The 25,155-nt window shown below is 42.3% G+C and carries 20 protein-coding genes and 1 pseudogene; 13 read left to right on the forward strand and 8 right to left on the reverse strand.

The genetic code is table 11. From position 1 onward, the window contains the following. The 3 genes and pseudogenes from RMZ42_RS09870 to RMZ42_RS09880 all read left to right on the forward strand — a co-directional run. Positions 1-86 (forward strand): annotated as a pseudogene (locus RMZ42_RS09870) (photosystem II protein D2); the annotation flags it as partial. Then, positions 70-1,461 carry a photosystem II reaction center protein CP43 gene (gene psbC, locus RMZ42_RS09875; RefSeq protein ID WP_322671256.1) on the forward strand — a complete coding sequence of 464 codons (1,392 nt, stop codon included), beginning with the start codon at positions 70-72 and terminating at the stop codon, positions 1,459-1,461. The pseudogene RMZ42_RS09870 and the gene psbC, both read left to right, overlap by 17 nt. A gap of 125 nt (positions 1,462-1,586) precedes the next feature. Further along, the gene (locus tag RMZ42_RS09880) at positions 1,587-1,772 is read left to right on the forward strand and encodes a PCP reductase family protein (protein ID WP_322671257.1); all 186 of its coding nucleotides are present in this window, start codon (positions 1,587-1,589) and stop codon (positions 1,770-1,772) included. A 124-nt stretch (positions 1,773-1,896) separates the two neighbouring features. Here RMZ42_RS09880 and RMZ42_RS09885 read toward each other — a convergent pair whose 3' ends face one another. The 3 genes from RMZ42_RS09885 to RMZ42_RS09895 all read right to left on the reverse strand — a co-directional run bounded on the left by RMZ42_RS09885 (position 1,897) and on the right by RMZ42_RS09895 (position 8,331). Then, positions 1,897-2,733: an SWIM zinc finger family protein gene (locus tag RMZ42_RS09885; RefSeq protein WP_322671258.1), complete on the reverse strand. Its 837-nt coding sequence runs from the start codon at positions 2,731-2,733 to the stop codon at positions 1,897-1,899. 103 nt (positions 2,734-2,836) lie between these two features. Then, positions 2,837-3,673 (reverse strand): nucleotidyltransferase domain-containing protein, encoded by an 837-nt coding sequence (locus RMZ42_RS09890; protein ID WP_322671259.1) that lies wholly within the window; start codon positions 3,671-3,673, stop codon positions 2,837-2,839. Then, on the reverse strand, positions 3,670-8,331 hold the full coding sequence (locus tag RMZ42_RS09895; protein ID WP_322671260.1) for an SNF2-related protein: 4,662 nt from the start codon (positions 8,329-8,331) through the stop codon (positions 3,670-3,672). The genes RMZ42_RS09890 and RMZ42_RS09895 overlap by 4 nt, the downstream gene beginning before the upstream one ends. A gap of 143 nt (positions 8,332-8,474) precedes the next feature. On the opposite strand from RMZ42_RS09895, the gene RMZ42_RS09900 reads away from it, so the two are divergent. Beyond that, entirely contained in the window at positions 8,475-9,017 is a 543-nt protein-coding gene (locus RMZ42_RS09900) for an N-acetyltransferase (RefSeq protein ID WP_322671261.1), read from the forward strand. 101 nt (positions 9,018-9,118) lie between these two features. Beyond that, positions 9,119-11,275: a polyribonucleotide nucleotidyltransferase gene (locus RMZ42_RS09905; protein ID WP_322671262.1), complete on the forward strand. Its 2,157-nt coding sequence runs from the start codon at positions 9,119-9,121 to the stop codon at positions 11,273-11,275. A gap of 116 nt (positions 11,276-11,391) precedes the next feature. Here the strand turns inward: RMZ42_RS09905 and RMZ42_RS09910 are convergent, their stop codons facing one another. Both RMZ42_RS09910 and RMZ42_RS09915 read right to left on the reverse strand, forming a co-directional pair. Continuing rightward, positions 11,392-11,604, reverse strand: a complete 213-nt coding sequence (locus tag RMZ42_RS09910; RefSeq protein WP_322671263.1) for a type II toxin-antitoxin system HicB family antitoxin — start codon at positions 11,602-11,604, stop codon at positions 11,392-11,394. 81 nt (positions 11,605-11,685) lie between these two features. Then, complete coding sequence (locus RMZ42_RS09915; RefSeq protein WP_322671264.1) at positions 11,686-13,908, reverse strand: HEAT repeat domain-containing protein; 2,223 nt, start codon at positions 13,906-13,908, stop codon at positions 11,686-11,688. Between the two features lie 206 nt (positions 13,909-14,114). Here RMZ42_RS09915 and RMZ42_RS09920 point away from each other — a divergent pair, with 206 nt between their 5' ends. The 3 genes from RMZ42_RS09920 (at position 14,115) to RMZ42_RS09930 (ending at position 16,171) form a co-directional block, all read left to right on the forward strand. Next, positions 14,115-14,888 carry a Uma2 family endonuclease gene (locus tag RMZ42_RS09920; protein WP_322671265.1) on the forward strand — a complete coding sequence of 258 codons (774 nt, stop codon included), beginning with the start codon at positions 14,115-14,117 and terminating at the stop codon, positions 14,886-14,888. 98 nt (positions 14,889-14,986) lie between these two features. Further along, a complete protein-coding gene (locus RMZ42_RS09925) occupies positions 14,987-15,841 on the forward strand; it encodes a bifunctional class I SAM-dependent methyltransferase/HIT family protein (RefSeq protein WP_322671266.1) in 855 nt (284 codons plus the stop codon). Between the two features lie 201 nt (positions 15,842-16,042). Continuing rightward, complete coding sequence (locus tag RMZ42_RS09930) at positions 16,043-16,171, forward strand: hypothetical protein (protein ID WP_322671267.1); 129 nt, start codon at positions 16,043-16,045, stop codon at positions 16,169-16,171. Between the two features lie 38 nt (positions 16,172-16,209). Here the strand turns inward: RMZ42_RS09930 and RMZ42_RS09935 are convergent, their stop codons facing one another. Next, positions 16,210-16,950, reverse strand: a complete 741-nt coding sequence (locus tag RMZ42_RS09935) for a Uma2 family endonuclease (protein WP_322671268.1) — start codon at positions 16,948-16,950, stop codon at positions 16,210-16,212. Between the two features lie 888 nt (positions 16,951-17,838). Here RMZ42_RS09935 and serA point away from each other — a divergent pair. The 5 genes from serA (at position 17,839) to RMZ42_RS09960 (ending at position 22,763) form a co-directional block, all read left to right on the forward strand. Next, positions 17,839-19,419, forward strand: coding sequence for a phosphoglycerate dehydrogenase (gene serA, locus RMZ42_RS09940; RefSeq protein ID WP_322671269.1), 1,581 nt, complete (start codon positions 17,839-17,841; stop codon positions 19,417-19,419). Between the two features lie 124 nt (positions 19,420-19,543). Further along, positions 19,544-20,464, forward strand: coding sequence for a 50S ribosomal protein L11 methyltransferase (gene prmA, locus RMZ42_RS09945; protein WP_322671270.1), 921 nt, complete (start codon positions 19,544-19,546; stop codon positions 20,462-20,464). 129 nt (positions 20,465-20,593) lie between these two features. Continuing rightward, entirely contained in the window at positions 20,594-21,871 is a 1,278-nt protein-coding gene (locus RMZ42_RS09950; protein WP_322671271.1) for a hypothetical protein, read from the forward strand. 179 nt (positions 21,872-22,050) lie between these two features. Then, the gene (locus RMZ42_RS09955; protein WP_322664900.1) at positions 22,051-22,320 is read left to right on the forward strand and encodes a hypothetical protein; all 270 of its coding nucleotides are present in this window, start codon (positions 22,051-22,053) and stop codon (positions 22,318-22,320) included. Beyond that, positions 22,320-22,763 (forward strand): type II toxin-antitoxin system VapC family toxin, encoded by a 444-nt coding sequence (locus tag RMZ42_RS09960; RefSeq protein ID WP_322671272.1) that lies wholly within the window; start codon positions 22,320-22,322, stop codon positions 22,761-22,763. Before RMZ42_RS09955 ends, RMZ42_RS09960 begins: the two co-directional genes overlap by 1 nt. A 30-nt stretch (positions 22,764-22,793) precedes the next feature. On the opposite strand, the gene RMZ42_RS09965 is transcribed toward RMZ42_RS09960, so the two are convergent. Both RMZ42_RS09965 and RMZ42_RS09970 read right to left on the reverse strand, forming a co-directional pair. After that, complete coding sequence (locus RMZ42_RS09965; protein WP_322671273.1) at positions 22,794-23,993, reverse strand: DUF4159 domain-containing protein; 1,200 nt, start codon at positions 23,991-23,993, stop codon at positions 22,794-22,796. Positions 23,994-24,045: 52 nt separating this feature from the next. Further along, on the reverse strand, positions 24,046-25,077 hold the full coding sequence (locus tag RMZ42_RS09970) for a phage tail protein (RefSeq protein ID WP_322671274.1): 1,032 nt from the start codon (positions 25,075-25,077) through the stop codon (positions 24,046-24,048). Positions 25,078-25,155 lie beyond the last annotated feature (78 nt).

Consider the following 25,155-nt stretch of genomic DNA (forward strand, 5'->3'; position numbering starts at 1 on the left):
TCCGCGCTTGGATGGCTCCTCAAGATCAACCCCACGAACAATTTGTATTCCCTGAGGAGGTATTACCACGTGGTAACGCTCTCTAATAGACCAAATATCTTAGGCGGCGCTGGACGCGACCAAGAATCCACCGGGTTTGCCTGGTGGTCTGGTAACGCACGTTTAATCAACTTATCTGGCAAACTACTGGGTGCTCACGTTGCCCATTCTGGTTTGATTGTATTTTGGGCTGGAGCGATGACTTTGTTTGAAGTCGCTCACTTCATTCCTGAAAAGCCCATGTACGAGCAGGGCTTGATCCTGTTACCTCACCTCGCCACTCAGGGCTGGGGTGTTGGTGCTGGTGGTGAAGTTATCGATACTTTCCCCTACTTTGTTGTCGGTGTACTCCACCTAATTTCCTCAGCCGTCCTTGGCTTTGGCGGTATCTATCATGCCGTTCGCGGTCCAGAAACCTTAGAAGAATATTCTTCTTTCTTTGGTTACGACTGGAAAGACAAGAACAAGATGACCAACATCATCGGATTCCATTTGATTATTTTGGGATTCGGTGCATTGCTTTTAGTGTTAAAGGCAATGTTCTTTGGTGGGTTGTATGACACCTGGGCACCAGGTGGTGGTGATGTTCGGATTATTACCAATCCGACATTGAACCCAGCAGTTATCTTCGGCTATGTAATCAAGTCTCCCTTTGGCGGCGAAGGCTGGATTGTCAGCGTCAATAACTTAGAAGATGTGGTCGGTGGTCACATCTGGGTTGCCTTTATCTTAATTTCTGGTGGTATTTTCCACATTCTTACCAAGCCTTTTGCTTGGTCGCGTCGTGCATCCATCTGGTCTGGTGAGGCTTACCTCTCCTACAGCTTGGGCGCTCTTTCTCTGATGGGCTTCATTGCCTCAATCTTTGTTTGGTTCAACAACACTGTTTATCCAAGCGAGTTCTTTGGTCCTACCGGTCCAGAAGCTTCTCAAGCTCAGGCTTTGACCTTCTTGATTCGTGACCAACGCTTGGGTGCTAACGTCGGTTCTGCCCAAGGCCCTACTGGTCTAGGTAAATACCTGATGCGCTCTCCAACTGGTGAAATCATCTTTGGTGGTGAAACCATGCGTTTCTGGGATTTCCGCGGCCCTTGGTTGGAGCCTCTACGTGGTCCTAATGGTCTTGACTTGGAAAAAATCAAGAATGATATTCAGCCTTGGCAAGCTCGTCGCGCTGCTGAATACATGACCCACGCTCCTCTGGGTTCTTTGAACTCCGTAGGTGGTGTGGCTACCGAAATTAACTCCTTCAACTACGTATCTCCTCGCGCTTGGTTGGCGACTTCTCACTTCGTACTAGCATTCTTCTTCCTAGTTGGTCACTTGTGGCACGCTGGTCGCGCACGGGCTGCGGCTGGTGGTTTTGAGAAAGGAATTAACCGTGATACTGAGCCAGTGATGTTTATGGACGACCTAGATTAGGTTGTAAAGTTTATTTCATCACTGACAATTAATTTAAAAGCTCTTGCATAAAAGCAAGGGCTTTTTTTATAGGAAAATTAGTAATCTATTAATTAAAGTGAGCGACTTGCCAAGGTAACTAATCTATGAACGATTCCAATTTTATTGATGCTTTGCGATGGACATCTGAAGCTAAGGAAAAGTTACAAAATATTCCCTTTTTTGTCCGCTCTCAAGCTAAAGCCAGAATTGAACAGCTGGCTCGTGAAGCAGGCCAAGATGTTGTGACTGCTGATTTGGTAGAACAGGCTAGGCTTGAGTTTGGACAATAAATCAGGAGTCAGGAGTCAGGAGTCAGAATTCAGAATTGGTAAATACCTACCAATAAAGGGATAGAGTTTTAAGGCGAGAATATTCCAGTCAATTTAATTCATAATTACGAATTACGAATTATTATCAACTTCCTCCTACATTCATCGCTGCTAAAACAGCCTTCTGGCTTACATCTCTGTAAACAGTATTCAAATATTTCATTACCACATCACTCGAAGTTGAATTTACTGCGTTTTCCTCTTCCTTTGCTAGGGGAATCGCTCCCAATACATCTAATATCGTCTCGCTGCTAGACGGTACAATCACTACTAAAGATGACTCTAGTGGCTCATTGTATTGCCAGAAAGAGTCAATTTTTACTGAGTATTTGTTATTAGTAATTGACTGTTGAACATCAGGCGTTTCTGTAGTATTGGGTTCAATCTTGGCACTACGTAATTTACGCAAATCGCTGATAATTTGCTCTTTGGAACGTCCGCGTAATTGAAATAGTACAAAGGGGTCTTCACTGAAGCGATCGCCTAACTGATAGTATATCGCACCAATGTGTTTACAAGGATTTGCTTTATCAGGACAAGAGCATTTACTGTGAACGTCACCAAGGGTAAATGGAAATATCGAAAGACCATTAGCTGTGAAGACTTCTTCTATATTTTGTGGCATTTCTCCTGCTAGTAGCTTGGCAGCAAAAATTGCTCTTTGTGACATGGTTTCAATTACATAACCCCACTGTTCATCGGTAAATGGTTCAAGGGAAAGGGAAACTTTATAGGGTTCTACTTCACTGCCTTGCACCTTAGCCAATACTTTTGCACCTTTAAATTCGATGCTCAAAACATTTCCTTGACGAGCATAGTTTCTCGCACGTTCTAAACGTTTTTTAAAGCGATAGGAATCTAGCAAGTCTAGCCATTGTTGTGACCACCATTCTCGACTTGCTTGTAATGTGTAATTAGTCATGATTTTACCTTTAAAATTATTGGATAATATTGAAATTCAGTCATTAATTATGAATTTATAAATCAAATAATAGAAATAAGACTATACCGCTACAAGTGTTTCTTCAAAACTTAAAATTACCCTCAGATAAATTAATGAGTGTATTAATCCAATGCAAATCATTTTTTGCATCTCGATTTAACCGCAGCATGTCGTGAAGGTTCATTACTTGGTATTGATATCTATTGAGTAAAGCGTTCAATGCATTAAGAATAGATGTCTGATCTAGGGAAGGGTAGGAGTGTTTTAGAACCTCAATTAACATCTGACTGCCGCGCTGTTCAAAGTGAGCAGATGGAGACATGGAAGAAGGATTTTTGAGGAAATAATCGTCAATTTGCATCATGCTTCCGCGAAAATTGTCCAGCAGTGATTGTGCATAGAAAAGTTCTCCACGCATGACTCGACGATATACTTCCTCGGCTTGTGCTAGCCCTTTGCCGATCAGTCGATTCACCTCATCAACATCTAGTGTAAACTCTAAGCCAGAAGAAGCTTCAATAACTTGGTGTATTAACTTTTTAGGATCGTAAATAACTTGAACAGGTTGTAAGTACCAAGGGGAGGGCTGAAGATTCTCTGGCTGGTAGTAAAGGACATCAATTTTATTGAATGGATGGAAGTGAGAGACGCAAACCCATCGAATTCCTGCTGGCCACTCGTTGTATAGCCATTCTCCCCAGTATTTAGGAGCAGAAAAACGCTCATCAATAAATTGCTCGTATAATTCTGGTTGAACAACAACTCTAAAATCAATATCAGAGAATTCATCCGTTGTCCCTGATGCTATAGATCCTTGAACGAATAAAGCCTCAACACCTTTCTTCACTATGAAATAATCAACGACTTTTTTAAGTAAATGTTGACGTGCTGAATTTAACTCGTCTACATTAAGTTTCATCCTTCATCCTCGTCAATTACTGCGCTGCGATCGAGTATTAGTAAGTTGCGAAGTTGGTCTGTATCCAGTTCAGTTAACCATTCTTCACCAGCACCAACAACTTGTTCAGCTAGTTGTTTCTTACTTTCGATCATGTCATGAATTTTTTCTTCTAAAGTGCCTGTGCAGACAAATTTATGTACTTGTACATTCCGGGTTTGACCAATCCGAAATACTCTATCTGTGGCTTGATTTTCTACAGCTGGGTTCCACCATCTATCAAAGTGGAATACATGATTGGCTCGTGTTAAATTCAGCCCGACACCACCCGCTTTCAGAGAAAGAATCATAATCGGTGGCCCTTGAGGATCGTGTTGGAAACGGTCGATCATTTCCTCACGTTGTTTTTTACTGGTGCTGCCATATAAAAAGAATATTTCTCGCCCAAGCTGTTTTTCTAAATAGGGTTTAAGTAATTTACCCCACTCAGCAAATTGTGTAAAGATTAAAGCTCTATCACTTTCTGCTAAAACTTCTTCTAACATTTCTTCTAAGCGCAGAAGTTTGGCTGAATTATGTTGCTCTAATGTCGCTTCTTTCAAATATTGGGCTGGGTGATTGCAGATTTGTTTGAGTTTAATTAACAAAGCTAAAATCATCCCCCGACGTTGCAATCCTTCAGCAGATTCTATTTCTACTAAAGATTGTTCGACAATTTGTTGATAAAGTGCAGCTTGTTCGCCAGTTAAACCGCAAAATACGGTCATTTCTTGCTTATCTGGCAAATCTTGAATGATGTCGCGATCGCTTTTCAATCGCCGCAGTATAAATGGTTGAACTAATGAACGTAACTGAGTCAAAGAAGCGGTATCACCATACTTTTCAATTGGCATGGCAAACCGCCTCTGGAAAAATTGCTTATTGCCTAAATACCCAGGATTGAGAAAATCTAAAATAGACCATAGTTCTTGCAGTCTATTTTCTACCGGTGTCCCCGTTAACGCAATACGAAATGTCGCTTCTAATTCCCGCACTGCTTTTGACTGCTTCGCCTCTGGGTTTTTCACATTCTGGGCTTCATCTAAAACAATTATCTGCCAAGATACACTTTGCAATGACTTGATATCTCGATACAGAAGTGAGTAGCTGGTAACGATTAAATCATGTTTTTTTACGGCTTCTAAAAACGCTTTTCCTTTTGGACGTTTGTCACCGTGATATTGCAAAATTTTCAGGCTGGGTGCAAATTTATTGACTTCTCTTTCCCAGTTGCCTAAAACCGAAGTTGGACAAACTAGCAGTGTTGGATTTTCTAGTGCATCTTGTTCTTTCAAGTGCAGCAGAAAAGCAATGAATTGGACAGTGTTATGGCAAATAATATTGTTAGCGACAAAATTATGGTGTTCGCTAACTTCAAAGTCATAAACCCATCCATCATAATCTATGTCCTCTATTGATTCTATCCTGCAATAAAATACCTCTTGGTCGAGAAGACATTGCAAAGACTGTCTTGTTAAGCTCAACTGTTCTACATCTAGGTTGCTATATGCTGACAAAGTTTGAGTTGTCCACTTGGAAGGTTTTAATAGCTGATATTGTTCTTGGGCTTCTCCACTAATCATACGGCTCATCCCAGCTATTACTCGCTGTAAACTATCTCTAGAAAATTGCTGTGAACCATTAATATAAACAGTGTTGTGCATCCCAAAATGCCGCAATGGAAGTCCCGTTGCTATGACTGTTTGGGCAACCATATCAGAAGCAGGAATTCCTTCAATATTTGTGTTGCTGACTAGTTGACAAATTCGTTCTAATTTGCTCTTTTTTTCTGAGTTATTAAAACCAATTTCTTGGATAAATCTGCGGGCAGAATTCCCTCCAATTACACCAATATAGTAAGTGCGTAAAGTACGAGTTCCATTAGTGGCACACTTCAGTTTGGGCGATATTCGCAACCAAATACCGAAACGACGCAGTAGTGCCGAAAGTTGCTGAATTAGTAAAGCTGAAGCTGTAGCAATTTCAATACTCCCCATACTCAAAACAACAGCAGATTCAGCATCAAAATAATTTTGTAAAAATATCCGCACACTATCTAAGTCTGCCTGCATAATGAATGGCGGAATAGATTTTTCTGCCGATAGTTTACCCCAAACATAACCTTTAGCTTCTAAGAATCGCCGATAGGCTTGGCTATTAACTCGAAGAGCAGAAACTCTGTTAGGGAAGATAGAGATATTAGGGCTATTAATTTTGAGGTTATAGCGCTTTTGAATGCGTTGGCAAGTCTGGAGTAAATCGTCTAATACTCTGGTATCTTTTTGGGATATTGTGACTCTTCCCACATCGGGTAGTTCATGCCCTTCAGCAATCTGCCAAGCAAGAAACTTGACTAAATCAGGGTCTTGTGGTTTTCCATTCCAGAGCGTTTTACCTGGGACACAAACGTAATCACCTACCTGTAAGTTATTTGTCCAACCTTTACTTGTTAGAAGCTTGTGACGATGAGTGATAGTGATATTGCTACCGTCTTCTAGCGTGACTTTTCGTAATTTCTCGCGGACTTGCTGCCGATACAACCGCCTTACATTAGCTTGGACAATTTTGCCAGTTTTTTCATCTATGGAATTAACTACTAATTCCTCTGTGGGGTTAGCCCAAAATCCTTCGCCGTCAAACTCTGTTTCTCCAGCATGAATTGCCCAAATTGTCTCGGCTGTGCGTAACAGTCCATTTACATTTACTAAAGTATCATTTGCTACGCATTTACCTAATCCCATATCGTCTGCTAGACACGCGCCTAAGCCCCAACGTTCCAAGAAGGACAGCCAAGCAGCGCCACGTTCTTGATAAGGTCGCAACTGTCCTTTAAAGGCTGCTGGTGTGGGCAAAGGTGCGATCGCTTGATTATTTGTTAACGCCCCAATCAACTCTTGCAATGCCCCAGATGCATCAAAGCTGACCACTGGTAATTTTTCAATTACTTGAGTATCGCCTGTACTGAAACGCAAGGCATCTTCCAGGGAAAGTGCCATTTGGTCTTTGCGAGTGGTAAAAAATGTTTGGGCTGTCTTGATATCTTGGGGGCGCAATTCCACCCACTCGCCGTTAATTTCTACTAGCGGACTATTTAAAGCCACCAGTTTATCAAACTCGGCTTTGGAAATGGTCTGTCCGCCAATTGCCAATTGCCATTGGAAATTTAGTAGACTCTGCAAGCCTAAACGTCCCTGCTTTTTCTTTGGGGTTTCGGCTGTAATTTTTAAACCTAAACGGTTCGCCCATCCTTCGCGGTTCGCCAAGCTGGGAGGCAAAATTACTCCTAAACCACTGTCTTCCAATCTCCAAGCTACAGCTTTGATAAACTCATAAGCTTGGATGGGGGTGAGACGAGAAAATTGGGGATATTCGGTTTCAAAACTGGCTGCTATTGTTGGATATAAACGGGAAGCTACCCCCAAACCTCGCAAAAATGTTTCTTGTGGTTGGTCAATTGTGCGATTTTCATAAACCAATTGTTCAACTGGATTGTTCCAAATAGTTGCTGCATCCACTAAAAACTCAGGATCGTCAGCTGCTTGCAAAAAATACGCCAATGTCCAATCTGTTTCGCCAGACTCTGGAGAACGCAGTTGAAAACAGGTACGAAATAGACTTTTAAGAGTTAATTGGTATTGTAGCGGCATAGTCCAAGCCTTCAATGCCGCTTCCAGTCGTTCCACTTCAAGTGCATCTGCATTAACTGTACCAGATCCACTAGTTAAGGCTGGCAACCACTGTCGCACCCCAGATGGTAAAGATGCGATCGCTTTAGCTTCAATTGGAGGTTGAGAACCTACCATTTCTCTCACTTGGGCATCTATCGTACTGTTGAGAAATCCCAAAAGTAATTCTTGAGGTTCTGTGGGAAAGTCTACATAAAATCGGGATTGGGAAAACTCCTCCGCAGTCCCCACTTCCTCTTGATAAGTGCGACAAACCAACGGTATATTTCCAGAAAATCTTTCTAGGCGGGTTCCATCTACAGCACTATCTAGAAGTACTCGCCATTTGGCAGAAAATGCACCAGCTAATTGTCGGTCAATTGTTGGTAAAAACTTACATCGGGAGATTAAATCTAAACTCCATCGGGCAACCTGCGACCAAAAGCGTAAATCTCCACCCAAAAAAGCATCTTCCCCTTTAGCAGCATTTAAGGGAATCGCGGCGAGAAATTTTACTGCTTCGCTGGCGTTGAGACAAAAACCTTCAACTCGCCACGGTTGCAAATATTGCGGAGAGTCTGCATTTTCCCCCAAGCTAGCAGAATGTACAGGGAAAATCGCTGTTGTTTCTTTATCACTACCTTCTATATAAGTTGGTAGGGCAATGATTTGAGAGTGCGTTGGTAAACCGATCTCAGGCGCACTGGCGGCTTTGCGCGATCGCCCAGTAGTTGCGATCGCTTTGCCCGTCGCAGGCATCCCAACTTGAGGTTTTTGAATGAAGTTGGTAATTGCCATGTTCTGGGAACGCAACCACTCACTCAACTCAACTGATGTCATTGCCAATGGATGTACTGGGATATCTCCAGATCCATTAGACTCGAAATTCACTCGTGGCGATCGCCAAGTTTCCCCCCAAATAAATAAACAACCATTTTGATTTTTTAGTAACCAATTACAGTGTAAAATCGCCATTTGCTAACTACTCAGATTTTCCCAAAACTCTAGAATTAAAATCACAATTATTCTACTTTTTGCATCTTCTCAAGAAGATTTATTGTCCAAAATTCTCATATAATAAATATTTCAGTAATTAATCCACATAAACACTGTTAATAATGAATTTTCCCCTAATTAAAGTCTTAAAAAATGGGATGTTAGTGGAACTGGATTATATGCATCCTCAAGAACAAGAGGGTGTAAGAGCATTACTCAATGTTGTAATTATTGAAGGTAAAACTTATCCCCAAAAGCAACCTCTCTCTCCTACAGAATTTTCAGCTTACTGGTTAAGCAAGGATGCCTTTGTTGTCAGGACATCTGTTATAGATCCTACACACAAGCCAAAAGAAATATTAGGGGCGTTTTATTTAAAGCCAAACTTTCCCGGTCGGTGTAGCCATATTTGCAACGCTGGTTTTATTGTACAACCTGAGTTACGCGGTCAGGGTTTAGGACGGTTCATGGGAGAGGCTATGCTTTCGATCGCAACAAACCTGGGCTACGAAGCAGTAATGTTTAATTTGGTCTTTGAGACTAATATACCTTCAATTACACTTTGGCAGTCGTTAGGATTTGAGATTATTGGGCGAATTCCAGGCGCGGCGAAGCTAGAGAATGGGCAGGTAGTAGACGCGCTAATCTTGTATCACACGTGTTGAACGACTTGTTTATCTTTGTATGTAACCCAAGTCAGCCATAAGGCATAAATGTTAGGATTGCCACAGAAAGAGAATAGCGAAAGAGAAGGAAAAAAAACTGAATGGCAGAAGTTGATAAGTCAATATCCTTCGATGGAAGGGATATTCGACTGAAAGTAGGCCTATTAGCTCCCCAGGCTGGTGGGTCGGTTTTGATAGAATCAGGGGACACATCCGTTTTAGTGACGGCTACGCGATCGCAAGCCAGAGAAGGCATTGATTTTCTTCCCCTTACTGTAGATTATGAAGAAAGGCTATATGCCGCAGGTAGGATTCCCGGCGGGATCATGCGGCGCGAAGGTCGTCCACCAGAAAAAACAATTCTCACCAGCCGTCTTATAGACCGTCCCATGCGTCCCTTGTTCCCCTCATGGTTACGGGATGACCTGCAAATTATTGCCTTAACGCTATCGATGGACGAGTTAGTTCCACCCGATGTGTTAGCAGTTACAGGCGCTTCTATCGCTACCCTGATTGCCCAGATTCCTTTTAATGGGCCAATGGCAGCAGTGCGGGTTGGTTTAGTGGGAGATGATTTCATTATTAACCCCACTTATGCAGAAACTGAAGCTGGAGATTTGGATCTGGTAGTAGCAGGTTCACCACATGGTGTGATCATGGTGGAAGCGGGAGCCAATCAGTTGCCAGAGCGAGATATTCTCGAAGCGATTGACTTTGGTTATGAAGCAGTGCGGGACTTAATCAAAGCGCAGCAAGATTTAATTGCAGAACTGGGTCTAGTAATAGTGCAAGAAGCACCACCAGAAGTAGACCAAACCCTAGAAAATTATATCCGCGATCGCGCCAGCGGCGAAATTAAGAAAATCCTGTCTCAATTTAGTTTCACCAAACCCCAACGCGATGCAGCTTTAGATGTCGTCAAGGATGAAATTGCCGCGACGATTACCGAACTGCCAGAAGAAGACCCAATTCGAGTTGCTGCAACTGCAAATAAGAAGGCACTTGGTAACACTTTTAAAGATATTACCAAACACTTCATGCGGCGACAAATTATCGAAGATAACGTCCGCGTTGATGGTCGTAAACTCGATCAAGTGCGTCAGGTTTCTTGTTTAGTTGATGTCTTACCAAAGCGAGTCCACGGCAGCGGTTTATTTAACCGAGAACTAACTCAGGTATTATCCACTTGTACCTTAGGTACACCTGGGGATGCTCAAAACCTCAACGATGACATGCAGCTGGATCAGCACAAGCGTTATCTGCATCATTACAACTTCCCTCCCTTCTCAGTCGGTGAAACCAAGCCAATGCGGGCCCCAGGAAGGCGCGAAATTGGTCACGGGGCATTAGCAGAGCGAGCGATAATACCTGTGTTACCGTCCAAAGAACAATTTCCCTACGTGATTCGCATCGTATCGGAAGTACTTTCTTCTAACGGTTCCACCTCAATGGGTTCAGTCTGCGGTTCCACCCTCGCCCTGATGGATGCTGGTGTACCAATTCTCAAACCCGTCAGTGGCGCGGCAATGGGTCTGATTAAAGAAGGGGACGAAGTACGAGTCCTGACCGACATCCAAGGCATTGAAGACTTTTTGGGCGACATGGACTTTAAAGTTGCCGGGACGGATACCGGGATTACCGCCTTGCAGATGGATATGAAAATCTCCGGTTTGTCTTTGGAGGTTATAGCCCAAGCCGTCCACCAAGCCAAAGCAGCCCGGTTGCACATTCTGGAGAAAATGCTCGCCTGCATTGACACACCAAGGACTGAAACCTCACCTTATGCTCCACGTCTGTTAACCATCAAGATTGATTCAGACATGATTGGTTTGGTCATCGGGCCTGGAGGTAAGACTATTAAGGGGATCACAGAGGAAACTGGTGCAAAAATTGACATCGAAGATGATGGCACCGTGACAATTTCCGCTGTGGATGAGAACAAGGCCAAGAGAGCCAGAAATATCATCCAAGGCATGACCCGCAAGTTGCATGAAGGGGATGTCTACGCAGGACGCATTACTCGGATTATACCGATAGGTGCATTTGTGGAATTTCTGCCTGGAAAAGAAGGCATGATTCACATCTCACAACTAGCTGACTACCGCGTTGGCAAAGTTGAGGATGAAGTAGCGGTGGGCGATGAAGTGATTATCAAAGTGCGCGAAATTGATAACAAAGGTCGCATTAATCTCACCCGTTTGGGTATCCACCCAGATCAAGCAGCAGCAGCAAGAGAAGCAGCGGCGGTGAATCGGTAACTCGATTTGGGATTTTAGATTAGATTAAATCTAAAATCCGCGATGCCTACTGTGAAGGCATCGCCGTATGCTTCTCTAATTTGAAAAATTACGAATTACGAATTACGAATTACGAATTATTTTAAAGACTTTTCTAGTGTTTTTGGCTCAGGTAGAAGTTGACCGTCAGCCAAAGATGATTCAATCAGCATTTCTAAAACTTCTTGAGCATTTTTGAAAGCTTCTTCGTAAGTATCCCCGTGAGTATGACAAAACTCTCCCCATTCAGGAAGACTCACAACAAAACACTCATCTTCATCAGACCACTGAATAACGATTGTATATTTCATTCTTCTGAAACATAATTACGAATTACGAATTACGAATTACGAATTACGAACATCTATGTTGTTCATATTTTTGAAACTCTTTTACTTCTCTAATTCTGCCAACTTCTCTTGAGCAAACTCTCGCACTTGCTCATCTGGGTCATTCGCTGCTTTGTCGCGCAACAGTGGTAAAGTCTGGGGATGCTGAGGAAATTGCTTGATAATTATCTCTAGTGCAATTCGTCGAGGATTAGTCTTATAGTCTCGCTTACGCTCAAAGGGGTCATTGACAGCGCAGTTGTAGTAAATCTCAAACAACTCAGGCTGATATCTGAAGTGTTTGGCTAATGCTTGGATTGCTGCACTTCGCATATTCCATTGATTATCAGCAGTGGCGCGGTCTTTGAGAATCGAGCGGGTGTCCGGGTCATCTTTGAAATTGCTGGCTAATGCTTCGATGGCTACACTTCGCACATTCCATTGATTATCAGCAGTGGCGAGGTCTTTGAGAATCGAGTGGGTGTCCGGGTCATCTTTGAAATTGCTGGCTAATACTTCGATGGCTGCACGTCGCACATACCCTTCATTATCAGCAGTGGCACGGTCTTTGAGAATCGAGTGGGTGTCCGGGTCATCTTTGAAATTGCTAGCTAATACTTCGATGGCTGCACGTCGCACATACCCTTCATTATCAGCAGTGGCGCAGTCTTTGAGAATCGAGCGGGTGTCCGGGTCATCTTTAAAATTGCTGGCTAATACTTCGATGGCTGCACGTCGCACATACCCTTCATTATCAGCAGTGGCACGGTCTTTGAGAATCGAGTGGGTGTCCGGGTCATCTTTAAAATTGCTGGCTAATACTTCGATGGCTGCACGTCGCACATACCCTTCATTATCAGCAGTGGCACGGTCTTTGAGAATCGAGCAGGTGTCTGGGTCATCTGGGAAATTGCTGGCTAATGCTTTGATGGCTGCACGCCGCACATAATCAGATTTATCAGCAGTGGCGCAGTCTTTGAGAATCGAGCGGGTGTCCGGGTCATCTGGAAAATTGCTGGCTAATGCTTCGATGACTGCACGTCCCTCATACTCAGACTTATCAGCAGTGGCGCGTTCTTTGAGAATCGAGCGGGTGTCCGGGTCATCTGGGAAATTGCTGACTAATGCTTCGATGGCTGTACGCCGCACAGAACTTTGATTATCAGCAGTGGCGCGTTCTTTGAGAATCGAGCGGGTGTCTAGGTCATCTTTGAAATTGCTGACTAATGCTTCGATGGCTGTACGCCGCACATTTTCATTATCAGCAGTGGCGCAGTCTTTGAGAATCGAGTGGGTGTCTGGGTCATCTTTGAAATTGCTGACTAATGCTTCGATGGCTGTACGCCGCACATTTTCATTAGCAGCAGTGGTAAGGTCTTTGAGAAACGAGTGGGTGTCTGGGTCATCTTTGAAATTGCTGACTAATGCTTCGATGGCTGCACACCGCACATTTTCATTAGCAGCAGTGGTGAGGTCTTTGAGAAACGAGTGGGTGTCCGGGTCATCTTTGAAATTGCTGAGTAATGCTTTATTCGCTGCACGCCGCACATTTCCATCATTAGCAGTGGTGAGGTCTTTGAGGAATGAGCGGGTGTCTGGGTTATCTTTGAAATTGCTGGCTAATGCTTCGATGGCTGCACATCTGACATAGTTTTTATTATCAGCAGTAGTGAGGTCTTTGAGAAACGAGCGGGTGTCTGGGCGATCTTTGAAATTGCTGGCTAATGCTTCGATGGCTGCACATCTGACATAGTTTTTATTATCAGCAGTAATGAGGTCTTTAAGGCAGTGTAAGGCATCACGGTTATCTTTCCAAATTGCGGCGATTGTTACAACTGCTTGAATGCGAACTTCCTGAACTAGCTTAGTTTCTTCTGCTTTGTCATAGGTGTAATAATACCAGAGGTCATATTTTGTTAAGTCTTTTACCTTGCCAAATAATTTATTAGCCACTGACACAATTACCGACCGATTTCTCACCTCTGCAAGACACTTAGCCGCTAAAAACAAGTTGATAAATTTTTTCTCCTCACAATCTTGCACCATTAAGTGATTAATAATTTCACCAACAAATTTCGCATCAATCATTCCTGCAATTAGCAGCAATACCTCATGCCAAGTTTCATCTTGCCAATGTTTGCCAAAAACTTCAGTTTTGAGATCCTCAATTGAAATACTGCCTTCCTTCTCAAACTGCCAGACAAACTCCCAAGCACAGAAATATTCTAAAAATTTCCGATGCAGAAAGGCATTGCTTGCTATCCAGCCAATAAACCATTCCAGCATAATACTCACGTCTGCTAAGTGCTTGACTACGAGTATATACACCAGTCTGAGAAATCTTTCTAGATTTCTGGGTTTTTAGGCAGTGCGAGTCTATTCATCCAAAACTTAAGATTATCTGAATTTATATGCTGCGATCGCACCTCTATGCTACCTGAAGATTTGTTAAAAATAACTATATACTGTGCATGGATATTAGGAGTAATTTTATGGTTCTACAAGTTAACCCCATCCAAAAAGAACCAATTGTTACTTGGGAAGCACTTCCAGCCGACTTCATTTTACCTGACGATCCAGTGGAAAATATTCAACAACCTGCGATCGCTGCTGCGCTTACCGATGCCTTGGGAAGCACAGGACGCATCCAACCCCAGATGCTGATTGGCTCTAATTTTGGACTTGTAGCCACAGTCAACAAAAAAATCGTTGTCAAAGCACCAGACTGGTTTTATGTCCCTCAAGTGCAGTCTGTGGGAACAAATGTAGTTCGTCGCAGCTATACCCCAAATTTAGAAGGCGCTGCTGTAGCTGTAGTGATGGAATTTCTCTCAGATACAGAAGGTGGAGAATTATCAGTCCGCTCAACTCCGCCCTACGGTAAACTCTATTATTACGAAAAGATTCTCCAAGTTCCAACCTACGTAACCTACGACCCTTACGAACCAAGCATAGAACTACGGTGCTTGCAAAATGGACAATATACTTTGCAGCAAGCAGACACGAATGGACGCTTTTGGATTCCTGAGTTAGAGTTATTTCTCGGAATTTGGCAAGGTGAAAGATTATGTCAAACCATGAATTGGCTGCGCTGGTGGGATAGAGAAGGAAATTTGCTGTTGTGGAGCAGCGAACAAGCCCAACAGGAACGCCAACGTGCTGAACAAGAACGCCAACGTGCTGAACAGGAACGCCAACGTGCTGATATATTAGCTGCTAAGTTACGTGAGCTAGGTATTGACCCTGATGCGACGCCGATAGCGTAGCGGTAGCGAGTCTGCGAGCGTCATAGCCCATCGTAGACATCGCATAACCTCAACAAATGCTGGGAATAATAATTTTGGGACATCAGCACCAAAATTCTATGAAACAGCAAAAAAATCAATTCAGCCATCTTACTGCGATCGAGAGAAGTTATCTATCATTTCCGGCACAGTTTTTATTAAATCAAAATCTTCTCCAAGGCAAAATACTAGACTTTGGTTGTGGCTTTGGTAATGATGTTAAAATATTGCGCCAGAAAGGTTGTGATATTACAGGCTATGACCCTTATTATTTTCCAGAATATCCTGATACTAAATTTGATATAATAATTTGTTCCTATGTTTTAAATGTTTTATTCACTGAAGAACAAACTAATGTTCTTATGGAAGTATCACACTTATTAAAACCAGGAGGTAAAGCTTATTATGCTGTGAGAAGGGATATCAAAAGAGAAGGGTTTAGAGAACATTATGTCCACAAAAAACCTACCTATCAATGTCTTGTAAAACTTCCCTTTACTTCAATTTGCTTAGATGAGCATCGGGAGCTATATGAATATGTTCATTATAATCATCAGCGAAATTCATCTAATTATTGTATATTTTGCAATCCTCACAAAAATCTAAAATTATTAACGGAATCAGCAACTGCTTATGCTATTTTTGATGGCTATCCAATAAGTCAAGGTCATGTTTTAGTTATTCCCAAACGTCATGTTAGCAATTATTTTGAACTTCCATTAAAAGAGCAATATGCTTGCTGGTTTATGGCGAACAAAGTCCAAGAAATTATCAAAGCAGAATTTGAACCTGATGGTTTTAATGTAGGAATGAACATCAATCGTGCTGCTGGTCAAAATATTATGCACGTCGGTATTCATATCATCCCTCGCTACAAAGGTGATACTGTCTTTGCTAAAAGTGGAATCAGGAACGTTATTCCTAAAAAGCAATAGTTTTTCTGTAATTATGCAGGATTTCAAATTCTGCTGTAATTTAACCACTTTCAAGTGATTATAAAAATTCCTGAAACATCATGACTTCCTCAAACTTGTCCCATAAGGTTGAGATCATCTTTTAAATCCTTTGTCACATGCTTTTTCAGTACAACCTCTACTTTGTTATTCTGAGCATTACTGTAATCATCTCAACTACTGTTGCGTTTACAGCTATGGCAGCGTCGCTCAATTTTTTTGGCTAGCAAGCCTTTCATTTCGATGATGCTAGCGATCGCAGGATACGCTACAGTTGCAGCAATGGAAGCAGCAGAAATTATTAAAACCTAAAAATTAGGTTTTGTTGAAAATATTGCAAAATATTTCAGTTAGGCCAGATTATCTGGATCTATTCCCAGCGCTCTTAATTGTTCCGCCAACTGTTGAACCCGTTGTTCTGCAACATCGGCGCGTTGCGCTTCTTGTTGGGCGCGTTGCGCTTCTTGTTGAGCGCGTAGTGTTTCTTGTTTTACTTGTTCTGCGGGCGTGAGATAGCGTTGTCCTTGCTCATCATACCAATACATCCATTCCCGCGTTACGCCGCAATAATTTCCCCTTTCGCACCCAATTCCCAGTCCAATTTCTGGTAGCCAAACGGGGTTTCCCTCTTGCAATTCATACTTACCATTAACTAACTTATGTACTTCCAGATGCGGTTTGCGACGACGGCGAGAGGAATAAATCACGTAATAAAGTACACCCAAAGCCTCATATTCATCCAGTTTAATAGTATATTCCTTACGATAATTTTGGGAAACTACTTCTAGGATGAAAATCGGTACAACGTTTTCATCCCACAGCACATAACTAGGACGCAGTTCCTCATCATAAAACCGCTCTACTCCTAAGCTCAAAAACCCATCTGGCACAATTGGCGGTTTATCAGGGTGATAATAAATACCCATATCTATCGCAAATAACCAGTCCATGCGCTCTGACCAAAGCATCAACAAGATCGCCTTTAACAAGCCTGGTATCAATTCTTGCAGTTCATTATCCACAGGCGTTTCATCAGAGTCTGGTAGTTCCTCGGCTGAGGGCAAGTACCTTGGCAAGCTGTACTCTAACATGGCTGGTTTTCCCAAAACTCAAAGGATATTTGGCTCAACAGAATTATAGCGATTTCTCCCCTTGCAATGTCATTAGTACAGGACTTACGCAACTGACATAAGCAATGACGTGCAAAGCGCGCCGACTGCCTAAAAACTAAGCCATTGACATAGCAATATCTGGACGTTAGTAGTCTGTCTCATTAATCACGAGACATAAACGAGTTCGTAGTCAGAACTTTAGCTCTAGTTTTTTAAGCACTAAAGTGCTTACTACAAACTCTCGAAATTAGCTTGACAAATTACTAGTTGACTACTGTATATTAAGTACTCGACTGACACTAATTGATAGTTTTTAACTACTAAACAATCTTAAATCTGCCGGAATCATGAGCAATAAAATTTATTTGATGCTTAAATTCTAACTGTTATAATCCGATTATCTTGACGATCCAATGTTTTGCTTTGACTAAGGGATACCACTTGTGGTATTGAGAAACAGACGAGATTCGACAGATATATTAGTTACTAGCTCGTTTCCTGGTTGTGTATAGCATTGCTTTAGCTAAAGTTGCTTCCCAGTCAAGCATACAAGCGTTTATACCCCACCAAGGATGTTGCTTCAGCCGATAAAATTTTGGTAACTCTTAACTATTAATAAATATATCGGTGCTTAGTGCTATTCATGCTTTATATTTAGCGACAGGGTGGTGCAAACAGCTAACTTATGTTCCAAAACTTAGAAGGCAGTGCCCATCAGGAGCAATTCACGCTTTGATACTATCAGCACGTAGTGTAAGTAAAGGTTAAGTTGATATTCAAACTAATAATTTTTGCTGAATTGCGACGGATAAAGACTAAACTAAAAAGTCTTGTGCAGCAAAACCTGTAGCTTTAAATGAAGTAATCATGTCTAAGGTTCTTGTCTCTGATTCGATTGACCAAGCTGGAATTGACATTCTTTCGCAAGTTGCAACTGTTGATGTCAAACTAGGTCTAAAACCAGCGGAACTGATCGCAATTATTGGTGAGTATGACGCGCTGATGATTCGCTCTGGTACGCGTGTCACTCAAGAAATCATTGATGCCGGCACCCAGCTAAAAATCATCGGGCGTGCTGGTGTGGGTGTGGATAATGTGGATGTTCCTGCTGCCACACGCCGAGGAATTGTGGTAGTCAATTCTCCAGAGGGAAACACAATTGCCGCCGCCGAACACGCGCTAGCGATGATTTTGGCTTTGTCTCGCCACATCCCCGATGCTAACGCTTCGGTGAAACGTGGTGCGTGGGATCGCAATAGCTTTGTTGGTGCGGAAGTCTACAAAAAAACTCTCGGCGTTGTCGGTTTGGGTAAAATTGGCTCCCATGTTGCCGCTGTAGCTAGGACAATGGGGATGAAACTCCTAGCTTATGACCCTTTTATTTCTACAGAACGAGCCGAACAAATTGGCTGTCAGTTGGTGGAGCTAGATTTACTCTTCCAGCAAGCAGACTATATCACCCTCCACATCCCGAAAACCCCAGAAACTACCCACTTAATCAATGCCACAACCTTGGCAAAGATGAAACCCACAGCGCGGATTATCAATTGTGCTCGTGGTGGGATCATTGATGAAGTAGCTTTAGCAGCAGCTCTGAAAGCGGGTAAAATCGGTGGTGCAGCCTTGGATGTGTTCGAGTCAGAACCACTGGGTGAATCTGAATTGCGATCGCTAGGTAAAGAAATCATCCTCACTCCCCACTTGGGAGCCTCTACCGCAGAAGCTCAAGTGAATGTGGCCATTGATGTTGCCGAACAAATTCGCGATGTCCTTTTAGGACTACCAGCACGTTCAGCCGTCAACATTCCTGGACTCGGCCCCGATGTGTTGGAAGAACTCAAACCCTATATGCAACTAGCAGAAACTCTAGGTAATCTGGTAGGACAGCTAGCTGGTGGAAGGGTGGAAGTACTCAATATTCGACTGCAAGGGGAACTCGCAACCAACAAAAGTCAGCCTTTGATCGTCGCTGCCCTCAAAGGACTACTTTACCAAGCTTTGCGGGAACGAGTAAATTACGTAAATGCCAACATAGAAGCCAAAGAACGCGGAATTCGGGTAATTGAAACTCGCGATGCTTCCATTCGAGACTATGCCGGCACACTGCATCTAGAAGCCACGGGTACTTTAGGTACTCATTCTGTCACAGGTGCTTTGTTGGGTGAGCGGGAAATCCACCTCACCGACGTTGACGGTTTCCCGATTAACGTCCCACCCAGCAAATATATGTTGTTTACCCTGCACCGCGATATGCCAGGGATTATCGGCAAACTTGGTTCCCTACTCGGCAGTTTTAATGTGAATATTGCCAGTATGCAAGTAGGTCGTAAAATCGTCCGTGGTGATGCCGTAATGGCTCTGAGTATAGATGACCCTTTACCAGAGGGCATTTTGGATGAGATTATAAAAGTCCCTGGTATTCGGGACGCGTATACAGTAACACTATGAGTGCTGAGTGCTGAGTAAAGAAAAGTTAGGAGTGAATAGTGAGGAGTTAAAAGTTAAAAACTCCTAATTCCTAACTCTCAAACTTATAACTCAGTACTCACCACTCAGCACTCAGCACTCAAAGATGGCAAACACCTGGTGGGAAATACAGATTTTATGCGAACCAGACCTAGAAGATACGATCTTTTGGCGACTGGAAGATTTTGGCTGTCGTGGTACGGCTAGTGAAAACAAAGGAAATTCATCTTTAGTCAGGGCTTATCTGCCGACAATTCAAACACAGCTTTTAGATTTGGCAGCGCTATCGCTATGGCTGCGTCAAGATGCCCTCTGTGTAGGGCTTTCATCTCCTTCACTGCAATGGCAGTTAATTGATGAGGAAGATTGGGCGACTAGCTGGAAACAATATTGGCATCCACAAGAAATAGGCGATCGCTTTTTAATTAACCCCGCTTGGCTACCATTACCTGAAACAACGGAACGGTTAGTAATTCGTCTCGATCCTGGTGTAGCATTTGGTACAGGCAACCATGCCACTACTCAGCTATGTTTGGAATCCCTGGAAATGCGGCTAAGTGGAGTTCCGCAGTCCTTTGTGGGTAATAGTGGCAAACATAAACATTTGGTAATTGCGGATATTGGCTGTGGTTCTGGTATCCTTTCCATTGGGGCACTGCTACTGGGTGCTGAGAAAGTCTATGCAGTAGATAATGACCCTTTGGCGGTGCAATCAACTATCAGTAATGGTGCGCTGAATGATATTAACCCAGAACGTTTACTACCTGCACTGGGAAGTGTAGACGTTTTGACAAAACTAGTCGAAAATCCAGTAGATGGTATCGTTTGCAATATTTTGGCTCATGTAATTATTGAATTAATTCCAGAAATGAGTGCGATCGCTAAACCTGAAACTTGGGCGATCTTCAGTGGTATTTTACTAGAACAATCTAAAGCTGTTGCTGACGCTTTAGAAGAAAATGGCTGGGTTGTCGCTACCCTGTGGAAACGCAAAGAATGGTGTTGCTTAAATGTACGGCGTTCTTAATTCGGTAGAAATTATCGCCATCTAAATTATTCGTAAACAATTAGATGCCCAACTTCTTAAATAAGCCGGGGAGCTTTAAGTAAGTGACATAATATATAGATTAACCACTATTGACTTTTGAAACTAGCGATGAAAGAACGGCTACAAATCCACAAAAAAGCTGACTCATCCGCTTATTCGTCAGAGCAAAGTCAGTTGCAATCGTATTTATTCACTACTCGCTCTCAACTTGGCTCCAACAAGCCTATAGTACAGGCAAAGGTAGAAAATCAGAAATTTCAACAATATCAGTTTGAGGCAACGAAACTCCAAATACAAGCCAAGCATGGCACTATCACGCCAGAGGGACAAGAGCGACTCACTGTCTTGCAAACAAAGATGAATGAGTCTTTGCAGCAAGGCAAGGAACACTCTTCGCAGTTTGGTCATAACCTGAGCAAAATGGCTATAAAACGTGCTGATAGTCTGTCAATAGGAGAAATACAGCCAAAACTGACTATTGGTCAATCAGGAGATCGATATGAGCAAGAGGCGGAAAGTGTTGCTACTTCTGTAGTCAACCAAATTAATCGATCTCCTCTGCAAAACCAGGACGCACAGCAGACGATACCAGCTAATAAGAACGAACAAGCAAAGTCTGAAGAAATATTAGCAGTAAATAACTCAGCAGATAAAAAACAAAAATTTTTACAAGAATATTCGCTAGCCAAAACTCTAGTAAATGGTATAGATGACACATTACCACAAGATAAAATACTGGAACAACTTTTCAAAAACTTTGTAAATATCCAATTTCAATACACAATGGTGAGTAAGAGTCCAGAAACTCTATTAAAAGGCTCTCCAGAAGGAGATTGTCAGACATTAGCCCGTGCTTTTAAAAAAGTTGCAGAAGAGTATTTTGGCATTGAAAAAATTACAATTGAAAGTATCGCCAAACCTTTTTTGAGTGAAGCTGGAGCTACGCCATATCAAGGTAAAAAGCCCAATTGTGATGACGGGAAACGATGGTTTTTTCAAAACCATTATTGGGCTAGCTGGAATGGAAAAATTTATGATGTTTTATTCCTCAGCAATAAACGAACCGAAGCTGATATGGCAAAACAGGTGCAACCACTCACATCAATGTTGATGCCTGAACAAGAATACTATCAAACAGAAAAAGGAAAAATTGTATATCCAATTGTCAATAAGTATTCTACTGTAGAGGTTACGGTTTTTGAGAAACTGAAAAACTTTGTTAATAATCTCGGTAGGTTTTTCTCCAATAGTATGAGTACGATAATTAATAAAATTCGGTCTTTATTTGCCCAAAGTGGAAACAATACTAGTGGTTTGGATTCTCTAATGAGAGAACTGGAACACGACAAAAATAATAGTGCGATCGCAAACAACCAAACTCAATAATTCCAACTTGATATTGTAGTGTGGAAATTGCTCAAAATATTTTGGCACTAGGGGTACGACAAATCTCAGAGCAACGCAAACTTTGTTACCACCGCAGGTATCGCTATCTTTGGTTTCAGAAATAATGGTGGGAAATAATGCAGAATTAAAATATCCATAATCAATCTTTCAGTCCCCCCATGACTACTATTAAGGAACAACTCATTGCTGCGATCGAAACCGCTCCAGAATCGATTCTAGAGGAAACTCTCGACTATCTCGAATATCTCAAAACCAGAAAAAATCGCTCTGGTGTTAAACCAGCAAGTGCCATTATCCAAGATGGCGAACCAATACTGCGTGGCTCCAAAGCTAAAGATTTGCTGAAATTTGCTGGTACCTGGCAAGGTGAGGACTTTGAAAAATGTCTCCAGTCTGTTTATGACACCCGCTCGCAGGCTGAATTCTGATGTATCTGCTTGACACTAATCACTGTAGTCGCATCATCTTCGGTGAACCCAATCTCATCCAACAGCTACAAGCCCATAGCGAAACGGGCGTTGGCACCAGTGTCATTGTCTGTGGAGAACTACTTTATATGGCAGCCAAATCTGAACAAAAAGCCGCCAACCTCGAACGGATTAAGGCTTTTCTAAACACTATCGACCTTTACCCCATTAATCTACCAATCTCAGACATTTACGGCGATCTCAAAGGTACACTTGTCAACGCATTTGGCCCTAAAGAGAAAGCCGAGCGACGAAAATTCAACATACAGACTTTGGGCTTTGGGGATAACGACCTTTGGATAGCAGCTACTGCAATTCACTACAACCTCACAGTAGTCTCAACGGACAATGATTTCCAACGTATTCACCAGATTCGCCCTTTCGCTTTAGAGTCTTGGGTTTGAACAGCAATATCTAGCTTACTAACTTGGCTTTCACCACTGCCCGGAATTATCTTCTTGTTGCAACCCAATTAACTGTCGCCGCTTCCAAGCATAGTGAAGAATATTAATCCCTAATTCCTGAGCTGTACGAATAGTTAATCTGGGTAAACTCAAATCTCTATCCAGTCCCCAAGCCGTTGCTAAATCACCAATTACTAAAATAATTCCTCCACCAATTAAAAGTTTAATCTGTTGTTGATTAACCATTGGTAAAGCAGCAAATAAGAAAGGTTTTGTCCTTAAAGGATGACTCCGTTGCAATTCTTCTAAAGGTCTTAAAGGACTCTCTAATTGTTGTGCCAAAGCTTGAGTACTTTCAATCAAAGCATTACCATTTGTTGGTGCATCAACTAGAAGCACACCACCTAAATTTAAGTAATTTTTTAGAGATTCAAATTCGAGACTATTTAAAGATATAGCCTGTCCACCTGTTAGATAAAGGATGTCATAGTCTTGGATGTTTTCTGCTAAAGAAACCTGACCTGGTTCATCAGCCCCTCGCAAACTTGGGTACAGGGGTTCTACTGCTTGTAATAAATATGAAAGGCTGAAAAAATTACGCGCACATTCAGGATCGCTATGAGTCGCCTGCGCCATACATACAAGTGCTTGAGGACGCATTTGTGCCTGACGACGATAGCGCAAATCAATATTGTTATATCCAGGAAAGAAAGCATCCGCAGGTTGGGTAATGTCAGTATGTCCTGGTTGCAGAAGTATTCGACATATTTCTATTTCTGAACTAGCTGGTGTAGAGTTTATTTGGTCAATTCGATAAGTTTCTTGAACAATATCTCTTTGCTGTCCGCGCCGCAATTCATCAGGGTCTACATAGCTAACTACTAAGTAAATCATGAGCGTTTCAGAACTTACTACTTCTAGATCGATGGGAAAATCATAAGAAGTTGGTACAACAATTAGATTACCTGCTAAATCAATTGCAATCCCAGGTTGAATTTGTACCCAACGTCCATCTCGATATCTAGCTTCTACTTGGCTTGGGGCGGTCACATCTCGCACGCCTAAACCGCAGACAATTCCTGGTTGATTTAAACTTTGATATTGAGCATTTTGCCGATTACGGTGATATTCATGGGCTGTGCGCCAACGTTCCGCATTGATTAGTAAGCCATCTGCGGCTTGCAGGCGTTCTAAGGATTTAATTGGTGGAGGTGGGAAAGGATGGGACATAGCAATTTTGGATTTTAGATTTTGGATTAAATTTTACTTAATTACGAATTATTTAATTAGATGGATTTTTGATAGATAATTCGTATGTGCAAAAAGCAGGTTTTTCTTGTTCTATGATTCTTTCAATAAGTTGCTCGTTGATGATGCCACTAGAAATATTTGAACGCAAACGCACTATAAAATGATATGGTTGTCCACCGGCTAAAACTGCATTTCCTAGTTGTGCATCTCCGATAATAAAACTTGGCCCAAAAGGTTCTGTAATACTAATATGTTTATCAGCTTCATTGGATAAATGTTCGTCTAGCGGTAAACCAGTATAAAGATGCAAGTAAAGACGCAATCCTTTACGAGTTCCTCGCCAGCGATAGAGTTCTACGGCTCGGCGAATTAAACGCCGTTGTTGCTGGAGATCCCAAACAGAATCTACTTGCCAAGCAACCCAATGAGCCATAAAAGGTAGTAGTGCTTGCGGTGCTGTCAAGGGATCGAGGTTTGCCCACATGACGTTGTAACTATCAACTATTGGTTGAAAAGCTTGCTCAAATATTTTCATGAAGCGACCAATGAAGTCTACTTCCCGATACAAAATTGGCAAGAATTCCATGTAGGCAGTGTAGGGACGGATGTATAAATCGAAATACTCGCTTCTCTCGATTTGTTCGTTGTCTGTGCCTGAGTCTATGTGTAGAGTAATTAGGCTACGAAAATTGAGTGTTAGTTTGTCTTTTTTTCCACGAGAAATCGCTTCTTGGTCTTCAAAAAATGTGTCGGGAATTGAGAAGTAGAGAACAGCATCCATTTGTCCACGAGGCGGTATCTCACTGCCTTCTGTACCAATCTGACACCACTCAGTTGGAAAGTTTCCCTCAACGCTTAAGCTTACCCGCAAAGGACGTTGTTCCAAGTTTTGTACTTGCACAATCATCTCGCTGGGATGTCCAGGATGCAAGAGTAAACTACGTCCAGCTACATCGATGTTTTCTGCATTTGCAAATGCTAAACCTGCTACAGGTAAAGCTTCAGGAATTTGCATTGGCGTTAATTGAATGCTTACAGCTGGACTAGAGCGACTTTGAACCATAAGATTGGGGATTGGGGGCAGGGGAGCAGGGGAGCAGGGGAGCAAGGGAGAATAATAAAATAACTAATGACAAATGAC

This window comes from Nostoc sp. DedQUE05, assembly GCF_034530955.1.
In the GTDB taxonomy this organism is placed as follows: Bacteria; Cyanobacteriota; Cyanobacteriia; order Cyanobacteriales; family Nostocaceae; genus Nostoc.